At 73.5% G+C, this 14,690-nt stretch carries 8 protein-coding genes; 2 read left to right on the forward strand and 6 right to left on the reverse strand.

The features are described from left to right. Window positions 1-13: 13 nt before the first annotated feature. Both H8R17_RS01160 and H8R17_RS01165 read left to right on the forward strand, forming a co-directional pair. Window positions 14-4,105: a serine protease gene (locus tag H8R17_RS01160; RefSeq protein WP_262504900.1), complete on the forward strand. Its 4,092-nt coding sequence runs from the start codon at window positions 14-16 to the stop codon at window positions 4,103-4,105. A 151-nt stretch (window positions 4,106-4,256) separates the two neighbouring features. Next, window positions 4,257-5,207 (forward strand): bifunctional riboflavin kinase/FAD synthetase, encoded by a 951-nt coding sequence (locus H8R17_RS01165; RefSeq protein WP_187821180.1) that lies wholly within the window; start codon window positions 4,257-4,259, stop codon window positions 5,205-5,207. 295 nt (window positions 5,208-5,502) lie between these two features. On the opposite strand, the gene H8R17_RS01170 is transcribed toward H8R17_RS01165, so the two are convergent. The 6 genes from H8R17_RS01170 to H8R17_RS01195 all read right to left on the reverse strand — a co-directional run bounded on the left by H8R17_RS01170 (window position 5,503) and on the right by H8R17_RS01195 (window position 14,553). Next, window positions 5,503-6,516, reverse strand: coding sequence for an ABC transporter ATP-binding protein (locus H8R17_RS01170; protein ID WP_187821181.1), 1,014 nt, complete (start codon window positions 6,514-6,516; stop codon window positions 5,503-5,505). Continuing rightward, the gene (locus H8R17_RS01175; protein WP_187821182.1) at window positions 6,513-7,655 is read right to left on the reverse strand and encodes an ABC transporter ATP-binding protein; all 1,143 of its coding nucleotides are present in this window, start codon (window positions 7,653-7,655) and stop codon (window positions 6,513-6,515) included. The genes H8R17_RS01170 and H8R17_RS01175 overlap by 4 nt, the downstream gene beginning before the upstream one ends. Beyond that, the gene (locus tag H8R17_RS01180; protein ID WP_187821183.1) at window positions 7,652-8,563 is read right to left on the reverse strand and encodes an ABC transporter permease; all 912 of its coding nucleotides are present in this window, start codon (window positions 8,561-8,563) and stop codon (window positions 7,652-7,654) included. The genes H8R17_RS01175 and H8R17_RS01180 overlap by 4 nt, the downstream gene beginning before the upstream one ends. Beyond that, window positions 8,560-9,606: an ABC transporter permease gene (locus H8R17_RS01185; RefSeq protein ID WP_187821184.1), complete on the reverse strand. Its 1,047-nt coding sequence runs from the start codon at window positions 9,604-9,606 to the stop codon at window positions 8,560-8,562. The genes H8R17_RS01180 and H8R17_RS01185 overlap by 4 nt, the downstream gene beginning before the upstream one ends. An 18-nt stretch (window positions 9,607-9,624) precedes the next feature. Then, the gene (locus tag H8R17_RS01190) at window positions 9,625-11,472 is read right to left on the reverse strand and encodes an ABC transporter substrate-binding protein (RefSeq protein WP_262504901.1); all 1,848 of its coding nucleotides are present in this window, start codon (window positions 11,470-11,472) and stop codon (window positions 9,625-9,627) included. Between the two features lie 336 nt (window positions 11,473-11,808). Next, window positions 11,809-14,553 (reverse strand): SCO5717 family growth-regulating ATPase, encoded by a 2,745-nt coding sequence (locus H8R17_RS01195; RefSeq protein WP_187821186.1) that lies wholly within the window; start codon window positions 14,551-14,553, stop codon window positions 11,809-11,811. Window positions 14,554-14,690 lie beyond the last annotated feature (137 nt).

The raw sequence follows: 14,690 nt of genomic DNA on the forward strand, positions 1-14,690 counted from the left end.
GGGAGGTTCGACGATGACGTCGCGAAACCGGTCCCGGGAGACAGACGGCAGCACACCGGAATCCCGGGACGACCTCCGGAACACGCACGCTGACGCCGTCGGGCCGCTCGGGACGGCGTACGGCGGCTGTCGCCACGCGCGAGGATGCGGGCGCCCCGAGACCGACGCGCGCGGGGGTGGCGAGAACGGCAAGACAATCGGGGCCGGCAAGAACGGCGAGGCCAGCTGGGGCCGCGAGGCCTGCGACACCATCGGAGCATGCGCGGCCTGCGGCGACGTGGGAGTCCGCGCGGCTGGCGGCAGCGCCGGAGTCTGCGACGCTGTCGGAGGTTGCGAGGCTCCTGGCGACGCTGAAGCGTGCGAGCCCGGCCAGACCGGCCTTGATGCGTCCCGCGCCTGTGGCCCCGACCACGCCCTGGTCCGCATCCACGACCTCGCCGGCCGCCCTCGCGGCACCGGGTTCCTGGTCGATCACCGCGGCACCCTGCTCACCAGTCACGAAGCCGTCGACGGCCTGCCCATGCTCGTGCTGCACGCCGGGGACCGCCGCTGTGTCGTGGCCGCCGACGTCGTGACTCCGCTGCCCGCGCAGGGCTTGGCGCTGGTCCGTAGCGAGGGCCTCAGCGGGGCTCCTTTGCCGGTCACCGCGCGGGACCGGATCGACGCCGGCACCTACGTGCGGATCGCCGCCGGCGGCTGGCGTGAGGCGCGGGTGCTCGGCGCGACCGACGTGACGTACACGGCGACGGACTGCCGCCACCCCGTCGCCGACGCCCTGGAGCTGGCCATCGGCACGGCGGGCCGGGACGCGCTGCGGCTCGGCGGCGGCGCGGCCGGAGGCCCGGTGCTCGACGCCGGCACCGGCGCCGTGCTCGGCGTCCTCGGCACCGCGCTCCGCTCCAGCCACTGCGACGTCGGCTTCGCCGTACCCCTGCGACCGGCCGAGGACGGCCCGCTCGCGGGGCTGCTCGCCGAGAACGCGGCCACCGTGCCCGCGTACGGCGCCGACCTCAACCTCGCCGGAATCCTGGAACTCACCGCCACCTCGGTGGCCCAGGACGGCCCACCGGACACGCCGGTCGGGCCGGGGGCCGTGCAGCCGGTCGAGCGGGAGGCGACGGCACGGGAGTTCGCGGCGTTCACCGCGGGCCCGGCCGCCGTCCTCGGCCTCGTCGGGGTGCCCGGCAGCGGCCGTACGACCGAACTCGCGGCGCTCGCCGCGCGGCGCGGCCGGTGCGCGCAGCCGACCCTGTGGCTGCGCGGCGCCGACCTGCGGGACGACGACACCTCGGTGGCGGACGCAGCGCGCCGGGCCCTGACCCGGGCCGCGCGCATCGTCGCCGCCTCCCGCGCCCCCCGCCCCACCGACCTCGGCGACACCAGCCCGGAACGCCTCGCCCGCCTCTCCCGCGCCGCCGGCCGCCCCCTGCTGCTCCTCCTCGACGGCCCCGAGGAAATGCCGCCCGTACTGGCCCACCGCCTCGCCGACTGGACCGACGGCACGGCACGGTGGCTGCTGGCGACGGGGGCACGGCTGGTGGTGGCGTGCAGGGCGGAGTACTGGGAGGTGGCCGGGGCGGAGTTTCCGCCGGAGCTGCTGCACGGGGGGCGGGACGTCGCCGCCTGCCCGACGGCCGGGGGCGCGGAAGGGGGGTCTGGCGGGGCGGCCTGCGAGGGCGCCTGTCCCGGCGGAGCGTCCCCGGAGGGCGGCTTTTCCGGCGGGGGGTCCCCTGGCGAGGGCATCCGTGGCCGAGCTGCCGGTGGCGAGCGCTTCCGTGGTGGCGCGGCCCCTGGCGGGGCACCTCTTGGTGACCGTCTCCCTCGCGGGGCGGCCCCCGCGGACGGTTTCCCTGGTGGCGCGGCGCCCAGCGAGGGTTCCCCTGGCGGGGCGGCGTGCGGGGACGGTCTTCATGGTGGCGCGGCCCCTGGCGGCGGCTTCCCCGGCGGCGCAGCTCCCGACGGCTTCCCGCCCTGCGTGCGCCTCGGAGATCTGTGCGAGGACGAGGCCCTTCTGGCCCGCGTGCGCTACGGCATCCCCGACGGGGTCCTCGCCGGTCCCGACGCCCGACATCCCCTCACCCTCCGTCTCCTGGCCGAGGTCCGCGCAGCCCTGCCCGACGCGCCCTCCGCGCGTGTCGACCGGCATGACGTCCTGTCGGCCTACCTGGACCTGATGTGCCTGCGCGTCGCCGTTCGTCTGGCCGCCGAGAACGGGCTGCGCGGCACCGCTGTGCGGCGGCTCGCGGCGAAGGTTGCCGGGCAGGTGCACGAGGCTGCGCGGCGCAGTCTCGGGCCGGGGCAGGGCGAGTTGGACCGGGCGGGGTTCGAGGCGGTGTTCCCGTGGGGACCCGCACCGGCCCGGCTCGGCGGCGGCACCGGCTGGGCGTCCGCCGTCCTGACCGAGGGCCTGCTCGTGCCCGCCGGCGCCGGTTACCGCTTCGCCCACGAGGAGCTCGCCGACTGGATCCACGGCACGCACCTCGACCTGGACGAGGCCCTGCGCGCCTTGGTCCACCGCCGCCACACCCCGCACCTCGCGCACGCCCTGCCCGTGCCGCACCACCGCATCGGCCCCGTCGTCCAGGCCCTGCTGCTCCTGGCCCGCCAGGAGGGCACCGACCGGCTCGCCCAGCGCCTGGCGGAGCTGGCGCTCGCCCTGGACGCCGACCCCGACTCCTGGTGGGCCGCCCGGCTGCTCACCGAGACCCTGCTGCGGGTGCCGGATCTCACGCCGTACACCGGGCTGCTGCGGCAGCTCGCCGACCGGATCGTGGACCGGCGACGGCAGCGGCGGGCCGTGCCCGGCGCGCTCGGACCCGGTTTCTGGACCGCGCTGCCGCTGCCGGAGGACCTGCGCTTCGAGCTGCTGCGCCGGCTCGTCCTCGCTGACGGCCCACCCGGCGAGACCGGCCCCCGCTTCCTGGACGCCGTCGCCCGTCTCCTCGTCGCCGACCCCATCGCCGTACAACGCCATCTCGCGCGCTGGTTCGACGACGAGCGGCCGCTGCCCGCCACCCCGCACGCGACCGTGGCGGAGGCCGCGCAGGCGCTGCTGCACACCCACCGGCACCGCGCCCTGGCCGAACTGACGGAGGTGCTCGTCGAGACCGCGCACCGGCGGGGCGACCAGCTGCTCGCGGTGCTGGCGGAGGAGGAGCCGTCGGTGCTGTGCCGGGCCGTGGACCGGTGGGCGCACGACGAGCGGCCGGCGCGGCGGGTCGCGGCGGTGGCGTACGGGCTGCGCACCGCCCCGCACGTACGCACCGAAGCAGACCGTGAACTGCTGCGCTACGCCGCCCTCTCCCTGCTCGCCCGCCCAGCCGACTGCAACGTGTACGGCGGCGCGCTCGCCCTCCTCGTCCGCGACCCGAGCACCCGGGGCCGCCATCTCACACAGGCGCTCCAGCGCTTCGCGGACGGCGACCCGCAGTTCCCGCCGAGCGCCCTGGTCGCCGCCCTCACCACCCACCCCGAGCCGGTCCTGGACGCCTTCCGGACCCGGCTGACCCGGCCCGACGCCGGGGCCGCGCTACGCACCCTCGCCGACGTCACCACGCCGTCGCTGGCCCGCCGGGTCGCAGCCCTGGTGCGGGCGGCCGTGCAGCAGCGGCCGGAGCTGGCCGGGCACGTGGCCGCGTACGTCGACCGGCGCCTCGACCAGGGGCCCGACGCGCGTGCCGTGCTGCTGCCGCTGGTCACCGGCCTGCTGGACGGCGGCCCGGAACCGGTACGGGCTGCCCTCGCCGGTGTGCTTGCCGCGCCCGGCGCCCCCGCCTCCGGGCCGCTGCGCCGCGAGCTGCTCGATGTCCTCCTGGCCCACGAGCACGAGCCGGCCGTCCTGGACGCGCTGCTGCACGCCGCCGCGCTGGGCAGCGGCGACGACCTGCGTGCCCTCGTCCACCGCACCGGTCTCCTGCTCGTGCGGACGCCGGACGGCGCCGCCCGCTTCGACCGCGGCCTGGTCGACCTGAGCCGCCACGTGCCCGGCTTCGCCGCCCGCGTGGCCGGCTGGCTGGCCGAGGCACCGCAGGACTGGGCCGCCGTGGTGGGGCCCAGCGCCCGCCGGATGATCGAGAACCTCGTCGGTGCCCGTGTCCCTGCGTGAACCCGCGGCTGTGTGGTGCGTGCGGTGCGTGCGGCCCGTCACAGCCCTCATACCGATGCGGGACGGTGGCACCCGGCATGGCACCCTTAGACCTGCGTACAAGGCACCCACGGACACGGGTTCGACGAGTTTGCGACAAGGAGCAGGCACAGTGCAGCGCTGGCGTGGCTTGGAGGACATCCCCCAGGACTGGGGGCGCAGCGTCGTCACCATCGGCTCCTACGACGGAGTGCACCGGGGACACCAGCTGATCATCCGGCACGCCGTGGACCGCGCCCGTGAGCTGGGCGTTCCCGCCGTCGGCGTCACCTTCGACCCGCACCCCAGCGAGGTCGTCCGGCCCGGCAGCCACCCGCCGCTGCTCGCGCCGCACCACCGGCGTGCCGAGCTGATGGCCGAGCTGGGGGTGGACGCGGTGCTGATCCTCCCCTTCACGACCGAGTTCTCGAAGCTGTCCCCGGCCGACTTCGTGGTCAAGGTGCTGGTCGACAAGCTGCACGCGAGGGCGGTCGTCGAGGGACCCAACTTCCGGTTCGGGCACCGGGCCGCGGGGAACGTCGAGTTCCTCGCCGAGCAGGGCAAGGTGTACGACTTCGCGGTCGAGGTCGTCGATCTGTACGTCACCGGTGAGGCGGGCGGCGGGCAGCCGTTCTCCTCGACCCTGACGCGGCGGCTGATCGCCGAGGGCGATGTCGAGGGTGCCGCCGAGATCCTGGGCCGTCCGCACCGTGTCGAGGGCATCGTCGTACGCGGTGCGCAGCGTGGCCGCGAGCTGGGTTTCCCGACGGCGAACGTCGAGACCCTGCCGCACACCGCGATCCCGGCGGACGGCGTCTACGCCGGCTGGCTGCACGCGCAGGGGGAGGCGATGCCGGCCGCGATCTCCGTCGGTACGAACCCGCAGTTCGAGGGGACCGAGCGCACGGTGGAGGCGTACGCCATCGACCGGGTGGGGCTGGATCTGTACGGCCTGCATGTGGCCGTGGACTTCCAGGCCTTCGTGCGCGGGCAGGCCAAGTTCGACACGCTGGACGCGCTGCTGGAGCAGATGGCCGAGGACGTCAAGCGGTGCCGGGAGCTGGTGGCGGCGGCGGACGGATAGGAGTGGTTTTGCGGCTTGCCCGGCGTTGATGTGGGCCGGGAGTGGGTGGGTCGCCGCCCAAACCGCGGGCAGGCGCCGCACACCCGCACACCCGCACACCCGCACGCAACGACGGCGCGCGACGCTAGGGGGTGGGGGTGCGCCGTCGTCTGCTCCCCGCGTCGTGGCGAGGCGCGTAGTCGTCCGCCGGGCGGTGGCCCGCGGCAGTGGCTCGCCCGAAGCTGCGACCGCTCCTGGCCGCGACCGCTACCGGCCGAAGCCGTGGCCCAGGGCGGGCCGGGGAGCCGTGGGCGGCCTACTTTTCGAGGGTTCTCGCCCAGTGGCAGGCCACCTGGGTTTGCCCGGCGCCGTCGAGGATGTCCAGGTCTCGTCCGCGGCAGGCCTCGGCTACTCCTGCCCGTTCCGCCTCGCCGTTCGCCAGGATCTGGCAGCGGGCGTGGAAGCGGCAGCCGGAGGGGATGCGGGAGGGATCGGGGGGTTCGCCGGTGAGGATGAGTGGGGTGCCCGGGGCCTCGGGGAGGACGGACAGGAGGGCCTGGGTGTAGGGGTGACGGGGCGTTGTCAGGACCTGCTCGACCGCGCCCGTCTCCACGATCCGGCCCAGGTACATCACGGCGACCCGGTCCGCGATGTTCCAGGCCAGCCCCAGGTCGTGCGTGACGACCAGCGCGGACAGGCCGAGTTCGGTGCGCAGGCGCAGCAGCAGGGCCAGGATCTCGCCGCGCACCGAGGCGTCGAGGGAGGCCACCGGCTCGTCGGCGACGAGGAGTTCCGGTTCCAGGACCAGCGCGCCCGCGATGACGACGCGCTGGCGCTGGCCGCCGGAGAGCTCGTGCGGGTAGCGCAGGAAGAAGCGCTCCGGGGGCCGCAGCCCGGCGCGGGACAGGGCCTCGGCGACCGCCGTCCGCTCGTCCCCGCCGTACCCGTGGATGCGCAGTCCCTCGGCCACCGCGTCATACACCGTGTGCCGTGGGTTGAGCGAGCCGCTCGGGTCCTGCAGCACCAGCTGGACGCGCCTGCGGTACGCCTTCAGGGCCCGGCCCGAGTACTCCAGCGGGCGCCCGTCGAAGGTGACCTGACCGGCGGTCGGCTCGACCAGGCCCAGCAGTGAGCGGGCCAGCGTCGTCTTGCCGCAGCCCGACTCGCCGACCAGCGCGACGATCTCGCCGGGGCGGATGTCGAGGTCGACGCCGTCCACCGCGCGGGCGCGGGCGGCGCCGTGCCGCCCGGGGAAGGTGACGTGCAGCGCGCGGGCGCTGAGCAGGGGCGCCGTGGCGGTGGTGCGGGGGACGGCGGGAGAGGTCGTCATGGGGCGCTGCGCCTCGCTTTCTCCAGGGCTTCCGGCCCACCCGGATTCCGGGGTTCCGGTGGTTCCGCCGTTGCTTCGGATTCGCCGGGGTTCTGGGGTTCCGGTGGTTCCGCTGCTGCTTCCGAGTCGACGCGCGGCACTTCGGGAACCGCCTCGGACGCCCCGGACTCCAAGCTCCCCGAATCCACCCCTGCCCCCACCCGCACGCAAGCCACCCACCGCTCCACCCCCGCCTCCCGCAGCGGCTGATCCTCCCTCCCGCACGTATCCAACGCCACGGGGCACCGCGGATGGAACGTGCAGCCCGACGGCAGTGCCGCCGGATCCGGTGGGTCGCCTGCCAACCCACGCGGTGCGAAGCGGGAGGACGGGTCGCCGATGCGCGGGAACGCCGCCGACAGGGCCTCGGCGTAGGGGTGCCGGGCGTCCTCGTAGACCTGCCCGGCCGGGCCCTCCTCCACCACCCGGCCCGCGTACATCACCGCGAGCCGGTCGCAGGTGTCGGCGAGGACGGCCAGGTCGTGGCTGATCATGATCAGGCCAAGGTCCTGCTCGGCGACGAGCTGTTCGATCAGCCGCAGGATCTGCGCCTGGATCATCACGTCGAGCGCGGTGGTCGGCTCGTCGGCGATGACCAGCGCCGGGTCGCAGGCCAGCGCCATGGCGATCATGACGCGCTGGCGCTGTCCGCCGGACAGTTCGTGCGGGTAGGCGTCCGCGCGGGCGGCGGGCAGTCCGACGTGCTCCAGCAGTTCGCCGGTCTTCCGCTTCGCGCCCGCCGGCGTCGCCTTCCGGTGCAGCAGGATCGGCTCGGCGATCTGGTCGCCGATACGGTGCACGGCGTTGAGGGAGTGCATCGCCCCCTGGAAGACGATGGAGGCACCGGCCCAGCGGACCGCCCGCACCCGGCCCCATCTCATCGTCAGCACGTCCTCGCCGTCGAGGAGGATCTCGCCGGTGATCCGCGTCCCCGCAGGCAGCAGCCGCAGCAGGCCCAGCGCCAGCGTGGACTTGCCGCAGCCCGACTCCCCGGCCAGCCCGAGCTTCTGGCCCGCGTCCAGGCGCAGGTCCACCCCGCGCACGGCGGCGGCCCCACCGGCGTACGTCACCGTCAGGTCCCTGACTTCCAGCAGACTCATCGCGCCACCCCCAGCCGTGGATTGAGGACCGACTCCACGGCCCGCCCGCACAGCGTGAACGCCAGCGCCACCACCGCGATCGCGATGCCCGGCGGCACCAGATACCACCAGTGCCCGGCACTGACCGCCCCCGCCTCCCGCGCGTCCTGCAGCAGCCCGCCCCACGAGACGATCGTCGGATCGCCGAGGCCGAGGAAGGCCAGCGTGGCCTCCGCCAGGATCGCCGAGGAGATGATCAGCGTCGTCTGGGCCAGCACCAGCGGCATGACGTTGGGCAGGACGTGCCGCGTCATGATGTGCCAGTGACCGCCGCCGAGCGCCTTCGCGCGCTCGATGTACGGCCGGGTCTCCACCGCCAGCGTCTGCGCCCGCACCAGCCGGGCCGTCGTCGGCCACGTCGTCACGCCGATCGCCACGACGATCGTGGTCAGCGAACGGGACATCACGGTGGCCAGCGCGATCGCCAGCACCAGCGTCGGCATGACCAGGAACCAGTCGGTGACCCGCATGACCACCGTCGCGTACCAGCCCCGGAAGTGCCCGGCCGTGACCCCGATCAGCGTGCCGATGGCCACCGACAGCACGGCGGCCAGCAGCCCCACCAGCAGCGACACCCGCGCACCCCACACCAGCAGGCCGAGCAGGTTCCGGCCGAACTGGTCCGTGCCGAGCGGGAATTCCGCGCTCGGACTCTCCAGCGGGCGCCCCGGCGCGCCGGTCACACTGCTCACGTCGGAGCCGACGAACAGCGGCGCGGTCAGCGCCAGCAACGCGAAGAGCAGAAGCGCGGCGAGGCCGAACAGTCCGGCCCTGTGGGTGCGGTACTGCCGCCAGAAGCGCGCCGCGGACGCCCGGCGCCGCTGCCGGGCGAGCGCGCGCGGGCCCACGGTCGTGTCGGTCGTCGTCATCGGCCCACCCGGGGATCGAGCAGCGGATAGATCAGATCGGCGAGCGTGTTCATCAGGATCACCGCGGCGGCGAACACGAAGAACAGCCCCTGCACCAGCGGCAGATCGGGCACGCTGAGCGCCTGGTAGAACAGTCCGCCGAGCCCCGGCCACGAGAAGACCGTCTCGACCAGGATCACGCCCGCCACGGTCCGGCCGAGGTTGATGAAGATCAGCGTCACCGTCGGCAGCAGCGCGTTCGGCACGGCGTGCCGCCGCCGTACGAGGTCGTCGCGCAGCCCCTTGGCCCGCGCGGTGGTCAGATAGTCGCCGCCCATCTCGTCCAGCAGCGCCGACCGGGTGACCAGCAGCGTCTGCCCGTACTCCACGGCCACCAGCGTCACCACCGGCAGGACCAGATGGTGGGCGACGTCCACGACGTACGCGAAGCCCTCCTTGCCACCCGACTCCATGCCGCCGGTCGGGAACAGCCCGGGCAGTGGGCCGATGCCCACCGACAGCGTGATGATCAGCAGTAGCCCGAGCCAGAAGGAGGGGATGGAGTACAGCGTCAGCGCGAGGCCCGTGTTGAGCCGGTCGCCGAGCCTGCCGTGCCGCCAGGCCGAGCGGGTTCCGAGGAGGATGCCGAGCGCGGTGTAGAGGACGAAGGCGGTGCCGGTCAGCAGCAGCGTGTTCGGCAGCGCCTCGGTGATCTTGTCGAGGACGGGCGCGTTGAACTGGTACGACGTCCCGAAGTCACCGGTGAGCGCCTTGCCGCAGTAGTCGGTGAACTGCCGCCACAACGGCAGATCGAGCCCGAACTCCTCGCGGTAGTGGGCGAGTTGCTCCGCCGACACCTGGCGCCCGCCCGTCATGGCCTTCACCGGGTCGCCGGGGATCAGCCGGAACAGGAAGAAGCTGGTGACGAGCACGGCCAGCAGCGATACGGCCGCGCCCGCCACCTTGCCCGCCAGATACCGCGGGTACGCCGTGCCCCGGCGTGCCCGGGGCCCGCCGTCCGGCTCCGACTTCTCGACCAGCGCCGATGGCGCGTCAGCGGTCATGAGCGCCCACTCGCCCGGCTACTCGCGGTCCTCGGCGGTGGCCCGGCGGCGCATCACCGCGAACCCGCCGAGCCCCGCGAGGACGACGACACCCGCCACGATCCCGACCACGACCCCCGTCGACGACGAACCGCCCGAGGAGCCGCCGGAGTCCGCCGGAACCGCCGACCACCAGCTCCAGTAGCCGTCCTGGCCGTAGATGTTGCCCGCCTTCGCCGGCATGGTCGCGATCGACTCGATCTGGTCCGTGCGGTACGCCTCGACCGCGTTCGGGTATGCCATGACGTTCATGTACCCGAGGTCGTACAGCCGCGACTCCATCTGCTTGACGATGTCCGCCCGTTTGGCCGGGTCGTACTCGGCGAGCTGCCGGGCGTAGAGGTCGTCGTACTTCTTGTCGCAGATGAAGTTGTCCGTGGCCCCGGTGTCCTTCGGCGTCGCCGGGAGGGCCGCGCAGGTGTGGATGGACAGGACGAAGTCCGGGTCGGGGTTGACGGACCAGCCGTCGAAGGCGAGGTCGTACTCGCCGGCGAGCCAGGGATCGGTGACGTTGTCCAGGCAGTTCAGGCTCACCCCGATGCCGAGTTTGCCCCACCACTCCTGGAGGTACTTGCCGACCGCCTTGTCGTTCGGGTCGGTGGCGTGACACAGCACGCGGTAGGTGATCGGCTTGCCGTCCTTGCCGACGCGCTTGCCGTCGCCGCCCCGCTTGTAGCCCGCCTGGTCGAGGAGCCGGCCCGCCTTCGCCGGGTCGTACGCCAGCTTCTGGGCGGCCGACGGCTTCCAGTAGTACGGCGAGAAACGTGGCGGGATGTAGCCCGCGCCCTCGACGGCGTGCCCCTGGAACACCTTGTCGATGATGGTCCTGCGGTCGACCGCCATGAACAGCGCGTGCCGCACCCGCTGGTCCAGCAGTGACGGGTGGCCGTCACCGAACTTCTGGCCGTTCTTCGCCCGCGCGCCCGGGTTGGTGGCGAGGGCGTAGAAGCGGCGCCCGGGGGCGTCGTTGACCTTGATGTTCTCCTGGCCCTCCAGGGACGCGGCCTGAGCGGGTGTCAGGGCCGGCTGCCCGGCGACGAAGGAGACCTCGCCCTTGCGCAGGGCGGCGACCGCGGCGTCCTGGTCCTTGTAGTAGCGGAAGACCAGCTCGTCGAACTTCGGTGCGCCGCGCCAGAAGTTCTTGTTGGCCTTCAGGCGCACGAAGCTGTCGGGCTTGTAGCCGGTCAGGATGAACGGCCCGTTCCCGACCACGGGGAAGCTCTTGTCGTTGTTGAACTTGGAGAAGTCGGTGACCTTCTCCCAGACGTGCTTGGGCACGATCGGCACGTCCAGCGCGGTCATCGTGGACTGCGGCTGCTTCAGCTCGACGACCAGCTTGGTGGGGCTCGGCGCGGTGACCCTGCGGAAGTTGCCGACGAAGTTGCCGTTGGCGGTGGCCGCGGCCGGGTCCCTCATCATCGTGTTGAAGGTCCACGCCGCGTCCTCGGCGGTGGCCTGCTTCCCGTCCGACCACTTGGAGTTGGAGCGGATCGTGTACGTCCAGGTCAGCTTGTCCGAGGACGACTCCCACTTGGTGGCCAGGCCCGGGATGACGCGGTTGTCCTTGGCGTCGTAGTTGGTCAGGTACTCGTACGTGAGTCGGAACATGCTCGTACTGAGTAGCCGGACTGCCAGGAACGGGCTGAGCGAGTCGACGCTCTGCGCCACCGCGACGGTGAGCACCTTCTTGCCCTCGTCGGCCGCGCGGGCCTGCTGCGGTGCCGGGTTGAGCGGGGTCGCGAGCCCGGCGGTGAGGGTGAGCGCGGCCGCACCGGCCGCCGCGACGAGCCGGACGCGGCCCGGGGAACTACCTGTCTTTGTGTCCATGGGTCGGTGACCTCGCGTCATCGCTCGCACGGGAAAGAGGGGTTGATCAGGTGAATGATGAGTGTGTCTATCAGCGGTGTCTGCGGGCGTCAACGGCGCGTGCACCCCATGTGGCCTGCGGAAATAACGAATTGACGTGGATTTTTCGGCCATTGGTCAAGACCACTGACGCGTTGCTGGTCGGGGCCTGACGACGGGTTTTGGCCACGGGAGGGCTCCGGGAGGGCTCCGGGACGCGGACCGGCCCGCGCCGGAGGAACGGCGCGGGCCGGGAAAGGGATCGGCCGCTCGAAAGGGGCCGATCGGGTGATGGACGGGGCGGTTTGCGGGGTCGCTCTACTGCTGCGTCCAGCCGGGCGGTACGGCGCCCTGCTGCGGATCCTGGGGCTGCTGCTGCCAGCCCTGGCCCTGCTCGGGCTGCTGCTGCGGCGGCTGCTGCCAGCCCTGCCCCGGCTGGGGGGCGCCGCCGGGCTGGGCGTAGGGCTGCTGCTGCGGGGGCGCGTACCCCTGCTGGGGATGCTGGTACTGCATGTTCGGGTTGCCGAAGCCCTGCTGCGTACGGGCGATGTCCTCGGCGATGAGGGCGGCGAGATCGAAGTAGGACTCGCGGGTCTTGGGACGCATCATGTCGAGGTCCACCTCGGCGCCTGCCGCGAGGTGTTCGTCGAAGGGCACCACGAGGACACCGCGGCAGCGGGTCTCGAAGTGCGCGACGATGTCCTCCACCTTGATCATCTTGCCCGTCTCGCGGACACCGGAGATCACGGTGACCGACCGCTGGACGAGGTCGGCGAATCCGTTCGCCGACAGCCAGTCGAGCGTGGTCGAGGCGCTGCTCGCGCCGTCCACCGAGGGGGTGGAGATGATGATCAACTGGTCGGCGAGGTCGAGGACCCCGCGCATCGCGCTGTAGAGCAGACCGGTACCCGAGTCCGTGAGGATGATCGGGTACTGCCTGCCCAGCACGTCGAGCGCGGCTCGGTAGTCCTGGTCGTTGAAGGTGGTGGAGACCGCCGGGTCCACGTCGTTGGCGATGATCTCGAGCCCCGAGGGCGCCTGCGAGGTGAAGCGGCGGATGTCCATGTAGCTGTTCAGCTGCGGGATCGCCTGAACCAGGTCGCGGATGGTGGCGCCCGTCTCGCGCCGGACCCGTCGGCCGAGGGTGCCGGCGTCCGGGTTGGCGTCGATCGCCAGGATCTTGTCCTGACGCTCGGTGGCGAGCGTGGCGCCGAGCGACATGGTCGTCGTGGTCTTGCCGACACCGCCCTTGAGGCTGATCACCGCGATCCGGTAGCAGGACATCACCGGCGTACGGATCAGGCCCAGCTTCCGCTGCCGCTCCGCCTCCTCCTTCTTGGCGCCGAACTTGAAGCGGGACGGGCCCGCGTTGTTCTTACGGGCCTTGGGCTGGTTGCGCAGCAAACGGTCGGAGGAGAGCTCCACGGCCGCGTTGTAGCCGAGCGGGGTGCCGGGCGCGGCCTGCTGCTGGGGAGCACCGGGTCCGGCCTGGGGGCCCGGCGGGGCGGTCCAGCCCTGGTTGCCGTAGGCGGCGGGCGGGGCATCGGACTGCTGGGGCTGGGGCTGGGGCTGGGGCTGGGGCTGGGCCGGAGACTGCTGGTTGGGTGCGGGCTGCTGCTGCGGCTGGGCGGGCTGCGGGTAGCCGTAGCCCGCCTGCTGGGGCGGATATCCATAACCGGCCTGCGCGGGGTGGGGCGCCTGCTGGGGCGGATAGTCGTAACCGGGCTGGCCGGGCTGGCCGGGCTGGCCGGGCTGGCCGGGCTGGCCGGGCTGTGCCGGCTGTGCGGGCTGGGGGGCCTGCTGTGGGTAGCCGTAACCGGCGGCCTGGGGGGGTCCGGCGTGCGGCTGTGCCGGCTGGGGGGCCTGAGGAGGCTGAGGGGCCTGCCGCGGGTCAACCGGTGAGGGCTGTCCGCCTTGCTGCGGCGGGTACCCGGGCTGCTGCGGCGGGTACCCCGGCTGCTGAGCCGGGTAGCCGGGCTGCTGGCCCGGGCCGAACGAGCCCTGCGGAGGGGCCTGGTGCCCGGGCTGTCCGGGCTGCGGCGGGGAGGGAGGCTGGGGGTAGCCGTATCCGCCGGCCTGCCCGGCCGCGGCCTGCTGGTCCGGCTGCCCTCCCTGCTGCGGTACGCCCTGCCCGGGGTGCGCGGGCACGAACCCCTGCGGCAGCGGGGGGAGTCCCTGGTCGGCGGGGGAGTCCGCGTCGGACCGGACGTCCGCCGCCTCGTCGTCCTCCGCACCTGACACGGACCCGACGGAGTCACCCGACTCCGCCTCGTCGCTCCGCTCGGTCTCCGACTCCACGTCGTCGTCTGCACCGCCGAACAGCCGCGCCGCTTCGGAGTCGGCGGCGGCATGGTTGACCTCGGTCTCCGGCTGCTCGGGCGTCGGCCGTACGGGGGCGTGCTGTTCGGGGGCATCCGCGGCCGGGACGCCCGCCGCCGGGGTGGCGGTCTGGGACGGGCCGCCCTGAGTGTCCTCGCCGACCGGACGCAGCACGGGGAAGCCGGGGGCGGCGGGCGGCTGGGCAGGCGCGGGCTGCTGGGGCGCTCCCTGCCCACCCGACGTGTCCTGGCTCGGCTGGGGCGCACGGGCTCCCGCCTGCTGGGGGTAGCCGTACCCGCCCGGCGCGGGGGCGGCGCCCGGCGCGGGCTGCTGCGGAAATCCGTAGCCACCCGTGGCGGAGCCCTGCTGGGGCGCGCCGGGCGCGCCCTGGGCCTGAGCGGGCGGCGAAGGCTGGGCGGGCTGCGAGGGCTGCGAGGGCTGTGCGGGCGGTTGCGGTACGCCCTGTGCGGGCCGTGCCGGCTGTGCGGGCGGCTGCGCCGGTACGGAAGGGTGCGATGCGGGGCCCTGCGCCGCGGGACCGCCTGGCGGCCCGGCGGGAGGACCGGCCGGCGGTGGTGGCCCGGCGTCCTGCTGGTCGCCGGCTGTGGAGCCGCCCCCCGTGCTTTGGGCGTACCAGGCGGGAGGCGTGTAGACGATTTCGAACTCGCCGGTGAGATCCACCTCGTGATCGTCCCCGTCCGAGGAAGGGCTGCCGCCGTTGTACTCGGACCGATCCCTGTTCACTGCTTGCCTCCTGGTCAGCCACTGCTGCTGAACTGGTCGTCGTCGCGCCCCCGGGCGGACCGAGTGGCGAGTCCCACGCGACTGCGATCGTCACCGCACCACCAGAAGCCTAATCACTCGTATGGCGGGACGGAAAA

The organism is Streptomyces sp. TRM68367 (assembly GCF_014495685.1).
Lineage (GTDB): Bacteria > Actinomycetota > Actinomycetes > Streptomycetales > Streptomycetaceae > Streptomyces.

Bases quoted from the DNA above. Each gene is read 5' to 3' on its own strand.
- H8R17_RS01160 (WP_262504900.1), top strand. From the start codon at position 14: ATGACGTCGCGAAACCGGTCCCGGGAGACAGACGGCAGCACACCGGAA.
- H8R17_RS01170 (WP_187821181.1), bottom strand. From the start codon at position 6,516: ATGACGACCTCTCCCGCCGTCCCCCGCACCACCGCCACGGCGCCCCTG.
- H8R17_RS01175 (WP_187821182.1), bottom strand. From the start codon at position 7,655: ATGAGTCTGCTGGAAGTCAGGGACCTGACGGTGACGTACGCCGGTGGG.
- H8R17_RS01180 (WP_187821183.1), bottom strand. From the start codon at position 8,563: ATGACGACGACCGACACGACCGTGGGCCCGCGCGCGCTCGCCCGGCAG.
- H8R17_RS01185 (WP_187821184.1), bottom strand. From the start codon at position 9,606: ATGACCGCTGACGCGCCATCGGCGCTGGTCGAGAAGTCGGAGCCGGAC.
- H8R17_RS01190 (WP_262504901.1), bottom strand. From the start codon at position 11,472: ATGGACACAAAGACAGGTAGTTCCCCGGGCCGCGTCCGGCTCGTCGCG.